Annotated in this window: 13 protein-coding genes and 1 pseudogene; 10 read left to right on the top strand and 4 right to left on the bottom strand. The window is 73.8% G+C overall.

What is annotated here, in order from left to right; genetic code table 11:
- Positions 1-62 precede the first annotated feature (62 nt).
- Together J7F03_RS34430 and J7F03_RS34425 are read left to right on the top strand one after the other, a co-directional pair.
- A pseudogene (locus tag J7F03_RS34430) lies at positions 63-635 on the top strand (PPK2 family polyphosphate kinase); the annotation flags it as partial.
- 17 nt (positions 636-652) lie between these two features.
- Entirely contained in the window at positions 653-1600 is a 948-nt protein-coding gene (locus J7F03_RS34425; protein ID WP_308380081.1) for a polysaccharide deacetylase family protein, read from the top strand.
- A gap of 55 nt (positions 1601-1655) precedes the next feature.
- Here the strand turns inward: J7F03_RS34425 and J7F03_RS34420 are convergent, their stop codons facing one another.
- Positions 1656-1847 carry a hypothetical protein gene (locus J7F03_RS34420; protein ID WP_214956520.1) on the bottom strand — a complete coding sequence of 64 codons (192 nt, stop codon included), beginning with the start codon at positions 1845-1847 and terminating at the stop codon, positions 1656-1658.
- A 103-nt stretch (positions 1848-1950) separates the two neighbouring features.
- Between J7F03_RS34420 and J7F03_RS34415 the strand changes: the two genes are divergently transcribed.
- The 4 genes from J7F03_RS34415 to J7F03_RS34400 all read left to right on the top strand — a co-directional run bounded on the left by J7F03_RS34415 (position 1951) and on the right by J7F03_RS34400 (position 7293).
- Positions 1951-2700 carry an aminoacyl-tRNA hydrolase gene (locus tag J7F03_RS34415; protein WP_214956518.1) on the top strand — a complete coding sequence of 250 codons (750 nt, stop codon included), beginning with the start codon at positions 1951-1953 and terminating at the stop codon, positions 2698-2700.
- A gap of 169 nt (positions 2701-2869) precedes the next feature.
- Positions 2870-4195, top strand: coding sequence for a DUF692 domain-containing protein (locus tag J7F03_RS34410; protein ID WP_214956618.1), 1326 nt, complete (start codon positions 2870-2872; stop codon positions 4193-4195).
- Positions 4192-5247, top strand: a complete 1056-nt coding sequence (locus tag J7F03_RS34405) for a TIGR04222 domain-containing membrane protein (RefSeq protein ID WP_214956516.1) — start codon at positions 4192-4194, stop codon at positions 5245-5247. Before J7F03_RS34410 ends, J7F03_RS34405 begins: the two co-directional genes overlap by 4 nt.
- Positions 5248-5562: 315 nt before the next feature.
- Entirely contained in the window at positions 5563-7293 is a 1731-nt protein-coding gene (locus J7F03_RS34400) for an alpha/beta hydrolase (protein WP_214956515.1), read from the top strand.
- A 105-nt stretch (positions 7294-7398) separates the two neighbouring features.
- On the opposite strand, the gene hemQ is transcribed toward J7F03_RS34400, so the two are convergent.
- Both hemQ and hemG read right to left on the bottom strand, forming a co-directional pair.
- Positions 7399-8112, bottom strand: a complete 714-nt coding sequence (gene hemQ, locus J7F03_RS34395; RefSeq protein WP_214956513.1) for a hydrogen peroxide-dependent heme synthase — start codon at positions 8110-8112, stop codon at positions 7399-7401.
- Positions 8113-8116: 4 nt separating this feature from the next.
- Positions 8117-9610, bottom strand: coding sequence for a protoporphyrinogen oxidase (hemG, locus tag J7F03_RS34390; RefSeq protein WP_251072917.1), 1494 nt, complete (start codon positions 9608-9610; stop codon positions 8117-8119).
- A gap of 175 nt (positions 9611-9785) precedes the next feature.
- Between hemG and J7F03_RS34385 the strand changes: the two genes are divergently transcribed.
- Both J7F03_RS34385 and J7F03_RS34380 read left to right on the top strand, forming a co-directional pair.
- A complete protein-coding gene (locus tag J7F03_RS34385) occupies positions 9786-10844 on the top strand; it encodes a DUF4349 domain-containing protein (RefSeq protein ID WP_214956512.1) in 1059 nt (352 codons plus the stop codon).
- 62 nt (positions 10845-10906) lie between these two features.
- The gene (locus tag J7F03_RS34380; RefSeq protein ID WP_214956511.1) at positions 10907-12313 is read left to right on the top strand and encodes an FAD-dependent oxidoreductase; all 1407 of its coding nucleotides are present in this window, start codon (positions 10907-10909) and stop codon (positions 12311-12313) included.
- A 57-nt stretch (positions 12314-12370) separates the two neighbouring features.
- Here J7F03_RS34380 and hemE read toward each other — a convergent pair whose 3' ends face one another.
- Positions 12371-13435, bottom strand: a complete 1065-nt coding sequence (gene hemE / locus J7F03_RS34375) for a uroporphyrinogen decarboxylase (protein WP_214956510.1) — start codon at positions 13433-13435, stop codon at positions 12371-12373.
- A gap of 91 nt (positions 13436-13526) precedes the next feature.
- On the opposite strand from hemE, the gene J7F03_RS34370 reads away from it, so the two are divergent.
- Both J7F03_RS34370 and J7F03_RS34365 read left to right on the top strand, forming a co-directional pair.
- On the top strand, positions 13527-14189 hold the full coding sequence (locus tag J7F03_RS34370; protein ID WP_214956509.1) for a DUF3000 domain-containing protein: 663 nt from the start codon (positions 13527-13529) through the stop codon (positions 14187-14189).
- Positions 14190-14548: 359 nt separating this feature from the next.
- Positions 14549-15211, top strand: coding sequence for a response regulator transcription factor (locus J7F03_RS34365; protein ID WP_214956508.1), 663 nt, complete (start codon positions 14549-14551; stop codon positions 15209-15211).
- Positions 15212-15258 lie beyond the last annotated feature (47 nt).

Raw genomic sequence — 15258 nt, 5'->3', positions numbered from 1 at the left:
TAACGACACCCACCAAAACGCACTATCACTCACAAGAGTGAACCAAAACAGCAACAGCTCCCAACCCCTCCGGCTGCCGGATCAAGGCCTTCAAGGAGCCCACGCCCGAGGAGCAGAACCACCCCTTCCTCTGGCGCATCATGAAGGCGCTCCCCCAGCCGGGCGAGATCGGCATCTTCGACCGTTCGCACTACGAGGACGTCCTCATCGCCCGCGTCCGCGAGCTGGTGCCGCGCAGTCAGCTGGGCCGCCGCTACGCGCAGATCAACCGGTTCGAGAAGTCCCTCGCCGACGACGGCGTGAGCGTGCTGAAGGTCTTCCTCCACATCAGCTACGAGGAGCAGCGCAAGCGGCTCCTGGAGCGGCTCGACAACCCGGACAAGCACTGGAAGTTCAACGCGGGCGACATCGACGAGCGCGCCGCGTGGCCCGCGTACCAGCAGGCCTACGAGCTGGCCCTGGAGCGCTGCTCCTCGGACGCCGCGCCCTGGTACGTCGTCCCCTCGGACCGCAAGTGGTACCGCAACTGGGCGATCAGCAAACTGCTGCTGGAGCACTTGGAAGGCATCGCGCCGCAGTACCCCGAGGCCGACTTCGACGTCCAGGAGTGCCGCGCACGCCTACTTGCCACATAGTCATATATTTTGCCCATGTGACCATCTCACTGCGAAGAACGGCCGCCGTCGCGGCCCTGGCAGCTCTCAGTGCCGCCCTCACCGCCTGCGGGGGCGGCACCGGTACGCCGGACGCCGGCGGCCGGGCGCGTATGGGAGCCTCGGCCTCCACGTCCGCGCCGGCGACCGGACAGAGCGGCTCCCCGGACGCGGCGGGCCCCTCCGGAACCCCCGGCGCCTCCGCCACCCCGCAGCCCGCCACCCCTCAGCCCGGCGCTCCCGGCAGGGCCCCGACGATCGCGCCCGGCCCGAACGGCCTGACCCCCGTCTTCGACCGGGCGAAACAGCGGACCGACAAGACCGTGGCGCTGACCTTCGACGCCGACATGACCTCCGACCAGGGGCCGCGCGCGGCGGACGGGGAGCACTTCGACAACCCGCAGCTGATCTCCACGCTGCGCACGCTCAAGGTACCCTCGACGGTCTTCATGACGGGCCGCTGGGCCGAGCAGTACCCAGACCAGGCGAAGTCCATCGGCACCGATCCGAACTTCGAGATCGCGAACCACTCGTACAGCCACCACGCCTTCAAGTCCCCCTGCTACGGGCTCCCCGCGCTCGACGAGGCCGCCGCCCGCGCCGACGTGGACCGGGCCTTCGAGGCCTTCCGCAAGGCGGGGGCCGTCAACACCGTCCCGTACTTCCGCTTCCCCGGCGGCTGCTACGACGACCAGGCGCTGCGGGCGATCTCCACGGCCAAGGTCACGGCCGTCCAGTGGGACGTGGTCAGCGGGGACGCCTTCGCGAAGGATCCCGACGCGGTGGCCGAGCAGGTGCTGGCCGGGGTGAAGCCGGGGTCGGTCGTGGTCATGCACTGCACGCGCAGCGCCGCCCCGGTCACCGAGGAGGCCATCCGGAAGATCGTCCCGGAGCTGCGCAAGCGCGGCTACCGGTTCGTCAAGGTGTCCGAGCTCATCGGGAAGTAGCACGGGCGACGGCGCGCGGCGCAAGGTACGGCGGCGGGCGGCCCGTGACGCGGGCTCAGCCCGAGCAGGCCGTGCGCTGCGCTTCCTGCCATTCGCACACCGGGCACAGCACGACGCCCGGTGTCGCGACCCCGTACTCGGTGGGCTTGCCGCACTGCACGCAGTCGGCGTACGGCGGCCCGGCCACCCGCCCGGCGGGGGCCGCGGGGGCGGGGCAGTAGGAGGTGTCCTGCTCGATCGGGTCCATGGGTACGAGCGTACTCAGCCCCCGCCGCCGCAGGCCCGGGGTCCCCGTCGGCCGGGGCCCTCCACCCGTCGCCCTGACGGCGCGGGCTGGCAGAATCGGCCGGATGAGCACCGAGGACACGCAAGCGCACACCCCCGTACCCGCCGTCGGGGCGGACAGCCCCTTCCGGCCGGAGCGGATCGCCCGCGACGAGGCGCCGCAGTTCGTGCTGCCGCTGGTGGTGCGGATCGAGAAGGCCGAGCCGCCGGCCCGGACGGACGCCCTGGAGACGGCGGCCCGCGCGGTGCTGGTGCTGCTGACGGACGAGCGGTCGGCCGGCGAGGGCGAGTGGGCCGGGGCCGTACGGGACTGGCAGGACGCTCGGATCCGCAAGGTGGTCCGCCGGGCGCGCGGGGCGGAGTGGCGCAAGGCCGGGACGCTGCCGGGTGTCACGGTGCACGGTGACGTGTCGGAGGTACGGGTCTTCCCGCCGGTCCCGCTCGACGGCTGGCCCAAGGAGCTGGCCAAGCTCCAGGTCTCGGGCACCGACCTGGACGACCCGCGGCCGGTCGCTCCGGCCGAGGCCGGACTGCCGGTGCTGTGGCTCAACCCGGACCTGGACATGTCAGCGGGCAAGGCCATGGCCCAGGCCGGGCACGCGGCGCAGCTGGCCTGGTGGGAGCTGACCGGCGCGGAGCGTGCCGCGTGGCGCGACTCCGGCTTCCGGCTGGCCGTACGGACGGCCCCGCGCGAGCGGTGGACGGAGCTGTCCGGGAGCGGGCTGCCGGTGGTACGGGACGCGGGGTTCACGGAGATCGCGCCGGGTTCGTGCACCGTGGTCGCGGACCATCCCGCGCTGCGGGCGCGGCTGTAGCCCGGCGCGCCGGCCCGACCGTCCCCAGCCTTCGCCGCCCTCGGCTGCCTCCGGCGTCCGGGAACCTCAAATGTTGCTCTGAACGTCCCTCTCGGCGGTTGGCTCGACTCCGGCGGGGCCATGACATCGACACACGGACGACGAGCGGGGGCGAGGGGACATGAAGCCCATGGCACACCTGGGGGTGGGCATCGGCTGGCGGCCGGAGATCGCGGAAGCGGTGGAGGGCCTGCCGGGGCTGGACTGGGTCGAGGTGGTGGCCGAGAACATCTGCCCCGGCCACCTGCCGGAATCGCTGCTGCGGCTGCTCGACCGGGAGGTCCGCGTCGTGCCGCACGGGGTCTCGCTGGGACTCGGCGGCGCGGAGCGGCCGGACCCTGCGAAGCTGGCCGCGCTCGCCGAGCGGGCGGTGGCGCTGGGGGCGCCGATCGTCACCGAGCACATCGCCTTCGTACGGACCTCCGCGCTGGGGGCGGCGCCGGCGCTCGAGGCCGGGCACCTGCTGCCCGTGGCGCGGACGCGGGACGCGCTGGACGTGCTCTGCGAGAACGTGCGGATCGCGCAGGACGCCCTGCCCGTGCCGCTCGCGCTGGAGAACATCGCCGCGCTGCTGTCGTGGCCCGGGGAGGAGCTCACGGAGGGACAGTTCCTGACGGAGCTGGTGGAGCGGACGGGCGTGCGGCTGCTGATCGACGTGGCCAACCTGCACACCAACCGGGTGAACCGGGGGGAGGACCCGGCGGCCGTACTGGACGGGATCCCGCTGGAGGCGCTGGCGTACGTGCACGTCGCCGGAGGCGTGGAGCGGGACGGGGTGTGGCACGACACGCACGCGCACCCCGTCCCGGGAGTGGTGCTGGACGTCCTTGCGGAGCTCCGGGCCCGGGTGGAGCCACCGGGGGTACTGCTGGAGCGGGACGACGACTTCCCGCCGGAGGCGGAGCTGGCCGGTGAGCTGACGGCGATCCGGGGGGTTCTGGGCGCCCCTGCGGGGCTCGTCCCCGACCCGTCCTCCCTCCCTTCCCCGGGCTCCACCCGGACCCGGTCCTCACACGCCGGGCGGGCTGAAAGTGCCGGCGGGATGGAGAAGGCACGGACGCGGGTCGGCATCGCGCAGGCCGCGCTGCTGTCGGCGCTGGTCGCCGGGACGCCCGTGCCCGAGGGGTTCGACCGGCAGCGCGTACGGGTGCAGGCCCGGGCGCTCGCGGCCAAGCGGGCCGGGGTCGTGGCCCGGCTGGCCCCCGAACTGCCCGCGATCCTGGGCGGGGAGGAGCCGTACCGCAAGGCCTTCCTCGGCTATGCCCGGCACCGGCCCATGGCCTCGGGGTACCGGCGCGACGCGCTGGACTTCGCGGAGCACCTGCTGATCCGGGACCTGCCCGCCGATCCCGCCGCCCGCCGCCGGCTCACGCTCTGGTGGCAGGACCGGGCCGGGGCGCGGCCGCCGCGCCGCATCGTGCGCTGGGCCCGTGCGCTGGCGGGGAGAGCGGCATGACCTTCTTCGACTTCCTCGCCGTCGCCGTCTGGATCGGCGTCATCGTCTCCACCGTCCGCTTCATGCGCGGTCTGCGGCGCTCGCAGCCCTCCACCCTCGGTCCCGCTCCCCGGCTGCACGACCTGTCCGAGGCCGCCTTCATGGCGGGCGGGCCCGGCGCCGTGGTGGACGCCGCGCTCGTCGCCCTGCTCTGCGACGGCCGCATGGTGGTCGGCGGACCGGGCATCGTCCAGCTGCGGCCCGGGGTGCGGGCGACGGATCCCGCCGAGCGGGCCGTCCTCCAAGCCCACCAGGGTGCGCCGTCGGGCTGGCTCTACCAGATCCGCTACGCCGCCATGCGGGATCCGGCCGTCCAGGAGACCGGGGACGCGCTGGCGGCCCGCGGGCTGATCGCCGCGCCCGGCAGCCGGCGCGGCTGGCTGCGCTGGGGGGTGGTCCAGGCGGTGGTGTGCGGGGTGGCGCTGGTGCTGTCGATCCCGCTCTCCTTCATCGCCTTCGCGCTCGCAGACGGCTCCGTCCGGGTGCCGTTCGTCGTCGAGGTGTTTCCCGTTCTGCTGGGCGGAATCGTCATGGGCATCGCCGGTGCCGCCCGCGCCCGGCAGCGGATCACTCCGGCGGGTATGTCCGCGCTGCGCGACATCCGCACCCACTACCGGGCCGACCAGAGCCCGTACGTCCGGACCTCGCTGTTCGGGCTGGCCGGGCTGCGGGACCCGTACCTGCGCGAGCAGCTGGTGCCGGCGGCCCGCGGTACCCGGCTGGCCGCGGCCCAGTCCCATGCGGGTGCCGGCGGCTCGGAGGCCGCTTGGGGGTCCGGGGCCGAGTTGATCCCGGTCGTCTGGTGCGCGGGATCCGACGGCGGCGGCTCGGGCGGATCCGGCGGGTCGGGCTGCGGATCGGGTTCGAGCTGCGGGTCCTCGGGGTCGAGCTGCGGCTCCTCGGGTTCGAGCTGCGGGTCCTCCGGCAGCAGCTGCGGGAGCAGCAGTTCGAGCTGCTCCAGCAGTTCGAGTTGCAGCAGTTCGTCCGGTTCCAGCTGCAGCAGCAGCTCCTGACCCCCCATCACGGGCCCGTCACGAGCTGCTCGTACCTCGGCAGACCCCTATGCGCCCGGGCTTCCCCACCTTGTAGAAATCGGGCATGTTCCGGGTCCTGTTCCTGCTCTTGGCCTGGGCAGGTGCGCTGATCGCGTCCGGTGGCCCTGCGGGGGCCGCGCGCGGTCGAGGACCCCGAGGTGCGGGCGGCCCTTACGGCAGGCGGGGGCGGATTCCTCGGCAACGGGGGCATCGAGCGCGACACCGGCCGGTGATCCTGTACAGAAGGCCGCCAGCCGGATCTCATCGGACCATCCGATGAGATGAGGACCCGTCATGCGCAGGACGAGCCGCGCGCGCCGCGCCACCCTGGTCCTCGCGCTGACCGCCTCCCTGCCGGCACTACCCGTCCCGCCCCCCGCCCAAGCCCTGCCCGCCACACGGACCCTGCCCGCCGTCCCGGCGGCCGGCCCCGGGGTCGCCGGGGCCGCCGCCGAGGCCGCCGGGGCCGAGCTCGTCGCCCGGCGCGCGGCGGCCGCCGCCAAGGCGGTCCCGGGCAGCCGGATCGCGGGGCACGGCCTGGACTTCGGGCCCTGCGCGGCCGTCGAGGGGCTCGATCCGGACGTGCGGTGCGCCACGCTGCGAGTACCGCTCGACTACGCGCGGCCCGACGGGGCGCAGATCGGGATCACCGTCAGCCGGGTCGCCGCCACCGGAGCCGGCGGGGCCGCGCGCCAGGGGGCGCTCGTGTACAACCCCGGCGGGCCCGGCGGGAACGGGATGTTCTTCCCGCTCGTCGCCGGCCTGCCCGAGTGGCGGCGCGTCGCCGCCGCCTACGACCTCGTCGGCTACGCCCCGCGCGGGGTCGGCCGCTCCGGACCCCCGCTGTCCTGCCAGGAACCGGCGCAGTACGCCGCCGCCCCCTCCCAGGCCCCGCCCGCCGAGCCGGACCCGGCGTACAAGGAACGGCGCGTCGCCGCCGCCCGGGAGTACGCCCGGGGCTGCGCGCGGCGGTCCGGAGCCGGACTCGGCTCCTACACGACCCTGAACAACGTCCGCGACCTCCACGTGCTGCGCGCAGCGCTCGGCGAGCCGAAGCTGAGCTTCATGGGGGCCTCGTACGGCACCTACCTGGGCGCGGTCTACGCCACGCTCTACCCGGGCCGCGTCCGCCGGATGGTCTTCGACTCGGCCGTCGATCCCGATCCCCGGCACGTCTGGTACCGCGACAACCTCGCCCAGGCGCCCGGCTTCGAGCGCCGCTGGGCCGACTTCCGCGCCTGGGCGGCCCGCCACCACGGCGTGTACGGGCTCGGCGACACCCCCGGCGCCGTCCAGGCGGCCTACGACCGGGTCCGGGCCGCGCTCGCCCGCGAACCGGCGGGCGGGGTGGTCGGCACCGGGCAGCTGCACTCCGCGTACCTGCGGGCCGCGTACTACGACGAGGTCTGGCCGGACCGGGCGGCCGCGCTGGCGGCCTTCCTGCGCGGCGATCCGGGGCCGCTCGTCGAGATCGCCGCCCCGGATCCGGCGGCGGCCGCCGAAGGCGAGAACGCGACGGCCGTCTACACGGCGACCCTGTGCAACGACGCGCCGTGGCCCGGTGAATGGGAGACATGGGACCGCGACAACACCGAACTGGCCCGCACGGCCCCCTTCGAGACCTGGACCAACGCCTTCCTGAACCTGCCCTGCGCCTTCTGGCCGGTGCGCGAGCGGCAGCGGCCGGTGGACGTGGGCCGGGGGGCGGCCGACGCGCTCGCCGGCACGCTGATCGTCGCGGCCGAGCGGGACGGCGCGACCCCGTATCCGGGCGCGCTGGAGCTCCAGCGGCGGCTGGGACCGGGGGCGGGGCTGGTGACGGAGGAGGGGGCCGGCACCCACGGGGTGGTCGGCGGACGCAACGACTGCGTGGACGCCCACGTGGAGCGGTACTTGCTGACGGGTGACACCGCGGGCCGGCATGCCACCTGTGCGCCGCATCCGGAGCCCGCACCGGTGTCGCTGGACGACCGGGCAGCGACGGCCCAGGGGCACCCCCGGGCACTGCTGCCGCCAGTCGTCTGAACTTCCGGGCGGGATCTCCGGCTGCGTCGATTCGGGGGCAGGGCCTCCCGATCCACCGGAGGCCGCGGTCAGCGGTCCTCCGGTTCCTTCCCCCCAGGGGAGGTCTCAGGCGAGTCCGGCCACCAGATCGGCGACGGACTTGCGGCGCCCGGTGTAGAAGGGCACCTCTTCGCGGACGTGCATGCGGGCCTCGGAGGCGCGCAGAAGACGCATGAGGTCGACGATGCGGTACAGCTCGTCGGCCTCGAAGGCGAGCAGCCATTCGTAGTCGCCGAGCGAGAAGGAGGCGACGGTGTTGGCGCGCACGTCGGGGTAGCCGCGGGCCATCATGCCGTGGTCCTTGAGCATGCGGCGGCGGTCCTCGTCGGGCAGCAGGTACCAGTCGTAGCTGCGCACGAAGGGGTAGACGCTGACGTAGTCGCGCGGCGTCTCGTCGGCCAGGAAGGCCGGGATGTGGGACTTGTTGAACTCGGCCGGGCGGTGCAGGGCCATGTTCGACCAGACCGGCTCCAGCGCGCGGCCCAGCTTGGTGCGGCGGAACAGGTTGTAGGCGCTCTGCAGCTCGTCGGAGGTCTCCGCGTGCCACCAGATCATGATGTCCGCGTCGGCGCGCAGGCCGGAGACGTCATAGGTGCCGCGGACGGTGATGTCCTTGGCGGCCAGCTGGTCGAACAGCTCCTGGACCTCGTCGGCGAAACCGGCGCGGTTCTCGGGCAGGACGTCCTTCAGCTTGAAGACGGACCACAGGGTGTAGCGAATGACCTCGTTGAGGTCCTTCGCCTTCTTCCCCGCGTTGGGAATCTTCTCTGGTGCAGTCATGTGTCTATTGTCCCGTGTGCTGATCAGTGGTCGGTGCCAGGGGTGCCCCACCGGTCCCCAACGTGGCGATCACCACGTCCGCGGCCTTGCCGGCGCTCGCGATGCAGGCCGGGATCCCGACCCCGTCGTACAGCGCGCCGCACACCGCGAGGCCCGGGAGGGCCGCCACCGCGGCGCGGATCCGGGCCACCCGGTCGAGGTGGCCGACGGGGTACTGGGGCAGGCCGCCGTCCCAGCGCGTGACGGTGGAGGCGACCGGGCGGGCGGCCGCGGCGAGGCCCACGGCCTGGCCGAGGTCGGCGCGGGAGACGTCGACGAGCTCCTCGTCGGAGCGGCCCAGATCGCCCTCGTCGCCGTGCCGGCCGACGGAGGTGCGCAGCAGGAAGAGCTCCGGATCGGCCCCGGACCAGGCCCACTTGTTGCTGGAGAAGGTCGACGCCTTGATCGTCCGGCCGTCCACGGGCGGTACGAGGAAGCCGCTCGCGCCGCCCTCGGTGATCGCGGCCGGCAGGTCGCAGCGCCGGAAGGCCATCGTGACCAGGGCCATGGAGGCGTACTCGACCCCGCGCAGCTCCGCGGCCGCCGCGGGCGCGAGCCCGTCCAGCAGCCGGGCGGTCACGCCAGCCGGGGTGGCCAGGACCACGCCGTCGGCCTCGATGAGCTCGGCGCCCTCCGGGGTGCCTGCGACCACGCGCCAGCCGGTGGCGGTACGGGCCAGCTCGCGCGCGGGGGTGTCCGTGAGGAGGCGGGCTCCGGCCGCCCTGCAGGCCTCTGCGACGGCGAGCGGGAGCCGCCCGATGCCGCCGTCGATGCCGGAGAAGACGGGACCGGCCTGCGCCGCCGCGGCCGCCCGGCGCTGCAGTTCCCGTACGCCCTCGCCCAGTGAGGCGTGCGTACGGGCGGCCTCGAAGAGCTGGGGGACGGCGGCCCGCATCGAGATGCGGTAGGCGTTGCCGGCGTAGACCCCGCCGAGCAGCGGCTCCACGAGCCGGTCGACGACCTCGTGGCCGAGGCGGGCGGCGACGTACTCGCCGACGGCCACGTCCTCGCCGATCTCGGCGGGCGCCAGCGCGGCTTCGGCCCCGATCCGGGCCAGGCCCTCGGCGGAGAGCACTCCGGAGGCGGCGAGCGGGCCCAGGTCGCCGGGGACGCCCATGACGTGGCCGCGCGGCATCGGCCGCAGCTCGCCTCGGGTCCACAGGTGGGCGGTTGCGGTGGCGGGCGGCTGCAGGGCGTCGCCGAGGCCCACGGCCCGGGCCAGTTCGAGGGCTTCGGGACGGCGGGCGAGCACGGATTCGGCGCCGAGGTCCACGCGCAGGCCGGCCAGCTCGCCGGCGAACAGCTTGCCGCCGAGGCGCGGTCCGGCCTCCAGGAGCGTGACGCGGACGCCGTCGGCGAGCAGCCGGTGGGCGGCCGCGAGCCCCGCGATACCGCCGCCGATGACGACGACGTGACCGGCGGGGGCCGGCCGGTCCGTACGCATGTCCGCTTCGTGCATGGACACATCGTCTCAGACCGCTCACCGGGCGATCACCGAGGCCTGACCGTGACCGCTTCGGGATCACCTCGGGACCGCGCGTACGAAACCCGCGGCGGGACCCTGGACGTCAGAGCGTCGACAGCAGCGCGGCGGTCCATCCGCGCATCCGGCGATTCCTCGGGGGTACCAGGCGATGCACACCCAGCACAGACGGTCCGGACGGTTCGGACGTCGCACGGCGACGGCCCTGGCCGCGCTCTCACTGGCGGGGGCGCTCGCGCTCACCGGCTGCTCCGCCGGGGGCGACGACAAGGCGGCGCAGGGGGCGGCGGACGCGGCGGGTCCCCGGCAGCAGGAGGCCGCCGGGAAGGGCGCGGCGGCGGCCCCGGCCGCGTCGGGCGCACCGGCGCCGCCCTCCGACAAGAACCAGTCGCAGGCCCCCGTACGCGCGCAGATCATCCGCACGGCGACGCTGGGCGTGGAGACGGCGGACGCCCAGAAGGCGACGGCCGGGGCCCGGACGGCGGCGGAGAACGCGGGCGGGTACGTGGGCAACGAGACCACCAAGCGCGGCTCCGACGGGGCGATGACCTCGACCGTGACCCTGCGGGTGCCGGGCGAGCGCTTCGACGGAGTGCTGGCCGCGATGGAGGGCAGCGGGAAACTGCTCGACCGCAAGGTCGAGGCGCAGGACGTGACGCAGAAGGTCGCGGACGTCGACAGCCGGGTCAAGTCGCAGCAGGCGAGCGTGGCGCGGGTGCGCGAGATGATGGAGAAGGCCTCGGGGCTGGGCGACGTGGTCACGCTGGAGTCCGAGCTCGGCAAGCGCCAGTCCGATCTGGAGTCGCTGCTCGCGCAGCAGACGGCGCTGAAGGACCAGACTTCGCTCGGCACGATCACGCTGACGTTCTCGGAGCCGGCCAAGCCGGCGGAGAAGAAGACCGAGCCGAAGAAGGCGGAGCCGGGCTTCCTGGACGCCCTGGCCGGCGGCTGGAACGTCTTCGCGGGACTGGTGAAGTTCCTGCTGATGGCGCTCGCCGCGGCCTCGCCCTTCCTGTTGACGGGCGCGGCGCTGCTGGCCGGCTTCCGGTGGTACCGCAAGTGGCGGCCGGCGAAGCCGAAGACGGGCCTGCCCGCGCAGCGGGTCGCGGCGCGGACCGGCCCACTGCGCAAGACTCCCCCGGCCGGTCACGCGACGGATCCGGCGGAGCCCGCGGATCCGGCGAGCCCCCGCGCGGACGTCCGGGACTGAACACCCGTCCGCACGTAGCGTGGGCCCCGCAGCGTCGGCGGCGGGGAAGGACGGTACGGGCGATGGCGGGTCCCAGGGAACGGCTGGTGGTGGTCGGCGGTGACGCGGCGGGCATGTCCGCCGCGTCACAGGCCCGCCGGCTCAAGGGGCCGGCGGAGCTGGAGATCACCGCCTTCGAGCGCGGGCACTTCACCTCGTACTCCGCTTGCGGGATCCCGTACTGGATCGGCGGTTTGGTCGGCGGCCGGGACGAGCTGATCGCCCGGACGCCCGACGAGCACCGCGCGCGGGACATCGACCTGCGGATGCGGACGGAGGTCGTGGAACTGGACCTCGAAGGTCAGCGGGTGCGCGCCCGGGACCTCGAATCGGGCGAGGAGTCCTGGACGGGCTACGACAAGCTCGTCCTCGCCACCGGCGCCCGCCCGGTCCGCCCGCGGCTGCCCGGCATCGGCGCGCACGGGGTGCACGGGGTGCAGACGCTGGACGACGGGCAGCGCCTGATGACCGCCTTGGACCGTGGAGAGGGCCCGGAGCGGACGCGGGGCCGCCGGGCCGTCGTCGTCGGCGCGGGCTACATCGGCGTCGAGATGGCGGAGGCGCTGGTCGGGCGGGGTTTCGAGGTCACCGTGCTGCACCGGGGCGAGCAGCCCATGAACACGCTGGACCCGGACATGGGCGCCCTGGTGCACCGCGCGATGAACGGCATGGGGATCCGTACGGTCGCCGGCGCCGAGGTGACGGAGATCCCGCACGACGAGGAGGGCCGGGCGTACGCGGTCGCCACGGCGGCGGGGGACCGGTACCCGGCGGACGTTGTCGTCCTCGGTATCGGCGTGGAGCCGCGCACGGCGCTGGCGCGCGCGGCGGGCCTGCCGCTGGGCGAGTCGGGCGGCCTGCTGACGGATCTGTCGATGCGGGTGCGCGGGCACGAGAACGTCTGGTCGGGCGGCGACTGCGTGGAGGTCTGGGACCTGGTGGCGGGCCGCATGCGGCACATCCCGCTGGGCACGCACGCCAACAAGCACGGCCAGGTCATCGGCACGGGCGTGGGCGGCGGCTACGCGACGTTCCCCGGCGTGGTGGGTACGGCCGTGAGCAAGGTCTGCGACCTGGAGATCGCGCGTACGGGGCTCCGGGAGCGGGACGCGCTGGAGGCGGGCCTGCGGTTCGTGACGGCCACGATCCACTCGACGAACACGGCGGGGTACTACCCGGGGGCGGCCGGGATGACGGTGAAGATGCTGGCGGAGCGGCGGACGGGGCGGCTGCTGGGTGTCCAGATCGTCGGGGGCGCGGGCTCCGCGAAGCGGGTGGACGTGGCGGCGGTGGCCTTGACGGCCGGTATGACGGTGGACCAGGTCGTCTCGCTGGACCTCGGCTACGCGCCGCCGTTCTCTCCCGTGTGGGACCCGATCCTGGTGGCGGCCCGCAAGGCGGCGACCGCGGTGCGGGCGGCGGGGGTGTAGGGAGCGGGCGGGGCTGGGACTGCCCGGAGGGCAGTCCCAGCCCCGCCGGACCTGCGGCTAGACCGCCGTCTGCGTGTGGACGTAGTCCACCAGGCGGGTCAGTGCGTCCGGGTTCGTCGTCGGGAGGACGCCGTGACCCAGGTTGAAGATGTGGCCCTCCAGGCCGGCCGCCGCGGCGAGGACCTCGTCCGTCTTCGACCGCACGGCCTCCTCCGTGGAGAAGAGCACCGCCGGGTCCAGATTGCCCTGGAGCGCCTTGCCGGGGCCGACCCGGTGCACGGCTTCGTTCAGCGGGACCCGGTAGTCGACGCCCATGACGTCCGCGCCGGCCTCGCCCATGAGGCCGAGGAGCTCGCCCGTGCCCACGCCGAAGTGGATGCGCGGGACTCCGTACGAGGCGACGGACTCCAGGACCTTCGCCGACGCCGGCATCACCGAGCGGCGGTAGTCGGCCGGGGCGAGCGCGCCGACCCAGGAGTCGAAGAGCTGCACCGCGGAGGCGCCCGCCTCGATCTGGACCTTGAGGAAGGCCGAGGTGATCTCGGCGAGACGGTCCAGCAGGTCGGCCCACAGCTCGGGGTCCCCGTACATGAGGGCCTTGGTGTGCTCGTGGTTCTTGGACGGGCCGCCCTCGACGAGGTAGCTCGCGAGGGTGAAAGGCGCACCGGCGAAACCGATCAACGGCGTGGAGCCCAGTTCACCCGTGAGCATGCCGATCGCCTCGGTGACGTAAGAGACGTCCTCCGGGGTGAGGTCGCGCAACTGTGCGAGGTCCTCGCGGCGGCGGATCGGCTGGGCGACGACCGGGCCGATGCCCGGCTTGATGTCCAGGTCGACGCCGATGGCCTTCAGCGGGACCACGATGTCGGAGAAGAAGATCGCCGCGTCCACGTCGTGGCGCCGGACGGGCTGCAGCGTGATCTCGGTGACCAGGTCGGGCCGCATGCAGGATTCCAGCATCTGCGTGCCCTCGCGCAGCTTGCGGTACTCGGGAAGGGAGCGACCCGCCTGCCGCATGAACCACACCGGGGTGTGCGGCACCGGCTCGCGCCTGCACGCCTTGAGGAAGGCGGAATCGTACGTCTGGCTCGGCGTGCCCGTGGGGCGGGTGTTGGCGCTCACGACTCAAATCTTCGCACGTATGAAGAAGTGCCCGGCCCGGCGCGGGTGTCCCTGCGCCGGACGGGCGCTCGTTCCGCCTAGTGTTCCCCGCATGGCTGCGGCTCAGGGACGATTTTCAGATGGCGCTGACGGTACGGACAGCGCGAAGGAGAGCTCCGTCCCGCTCCCGTTCCGGCGGGCGGTCGACGGCTTGAAGAAGGCGAGGCTGCGGCAGGGGATCGAGATCGACCCCACCAAGCCGCCACAGAGACTGGCACCGCACGCCTACGCGCTGGAGGCCGCGGTCGTGGACGGGGAGGAGGACCTGGCCGACGGCCGGCTCATCCTCCTGCACGACCCGGCCGGGCACGACGCCTGGCAGGGCACCTTCCGGCTGGTGACGCTTGTACGGGCGGAACTGGAGCCGGAAATGGCCGTGGACCCGCTCCTCCCGGAGGTGTGCTGGTCCTGGCTGACGGGGGCGCTGGACGCGCGCGGGCTGACGTACGGGGAGGCGAGCGGGACCGTGACCATGGCCGCCTCGCACTACTTCGGCGGGCTCGGCGAGCGGCGGCCGGCGACGCAGATCGAGATCAGGGCTTCGTGGACGCCGCGCGAGGGGGCGGGCGGGGTGCCGGACACCTCCGCACACCTGGCGGCGTGGTGCGAACTGCTGTGCCAGATCGCGGGGCTGCCTCCGGTCGGGCCGACGGAGACGGTGACGGGTGTGGTCTCGCTGCCCCAGCGGCGCGGTCCGCACCATCCGCAGGGATAGCACGACGGAGGCCGCCGCGCGGCCTCCCACCAGCCCTGTCCGGCCGTGAACGCGCCGGACGGGGCCCTGCGGGCCCGGGCCCCGCAGAAGGGCCGCGGAGCGGCCGGACGGCCTCCGGACACCCCTGAACAGGCGCTGAAACACCTGGTGGGGTGTCGGAACGGGGCGTCCCTTGCGGGCTTCTGATCACCCTATGATCGATCGTGCGTCCGAATTGCCCGAATTGTTACTCACCAAATCGTGATCATTCCCTAAAGCCGGGCGGGTGACGTGCCGAAGGAGTCAGTGACCATCCGTACGGTTCGCACCGGCTTCCTTCCCCGAGCCGGCCGTCCCGCCACTCCCCCCAGGAGGCCTAGGTGTCCGTTCTTCTCGAGCAGCCCGCAAGCCTGGTCGCCTACCGCCCGAACAAGCCGACGGCCATGGTCGTCGTGGCCGACCCGCGCGTGCGTTCCACCGTGACCCGCCATTTGTGGGCCCTCGGAGTACGCGACGTGATCGAGGCGTCGTCCATCGCGGAGGCCCGTCCACGCATCGGCAGCCCGCGCGACATCTGCGTGGCCGACGTACACCTGCCCGACGGTTCCGGTCTCACCCTGCTCTCCGAGACCCGCGCCGCCGGTTGGCCGAACGGCCTGGCCCTGTCCGCCGCCGACGACATCGGCGCCGTACGCAACGCCCTCGCGGGCGGAGTGAAGGGCTACGTCGTCACCGGCACCCGGACCAACATCGGGCTCCCGTCCCGGCCCGGCGCCGCCCCCATCGGCGCCGCCGCGGCCCGTATGCACCGCCGCCCCCCGGGTGCCCCGAGCCACCCGGGCGGCTACCGAGAGCTCTCCGGCCGCGAGGTCGAGGTCCTGCGCCTCGTCGCGGAGGGCCAGTCCAACAAGGCCATCGGAGTCTCGATGGGCCTGTCCGCCCTGACCGTCAAGTCCCACCTCGCACGGATCGCCCGCAAGCTGGGCACCGGCGACCGGGCCGGGATGGTCGCCGTCGCCCTGCGCACCGGGATCATCCACTGACCCCGCCGATACCGCCCGGTAGACCCCGGGCCGACAACCGGGGAACC

The sequence above is a fragment of the Streptomyces sp. ISL-43 genome (genome assembly GCF_018614195.1).
In the GTDB taxonomy this organism is placed as follows: domain Bacteria; phylum Actinomycetota; class Actinomycetes; order Streptomycetales; family Streptomycetaceae; genus Streptomyces.
The sequence above is the reverse complement of the archived record's forward strand: the minus strand, read 5'-3'. Positions and strand labels throughout refer to the sequence as shown.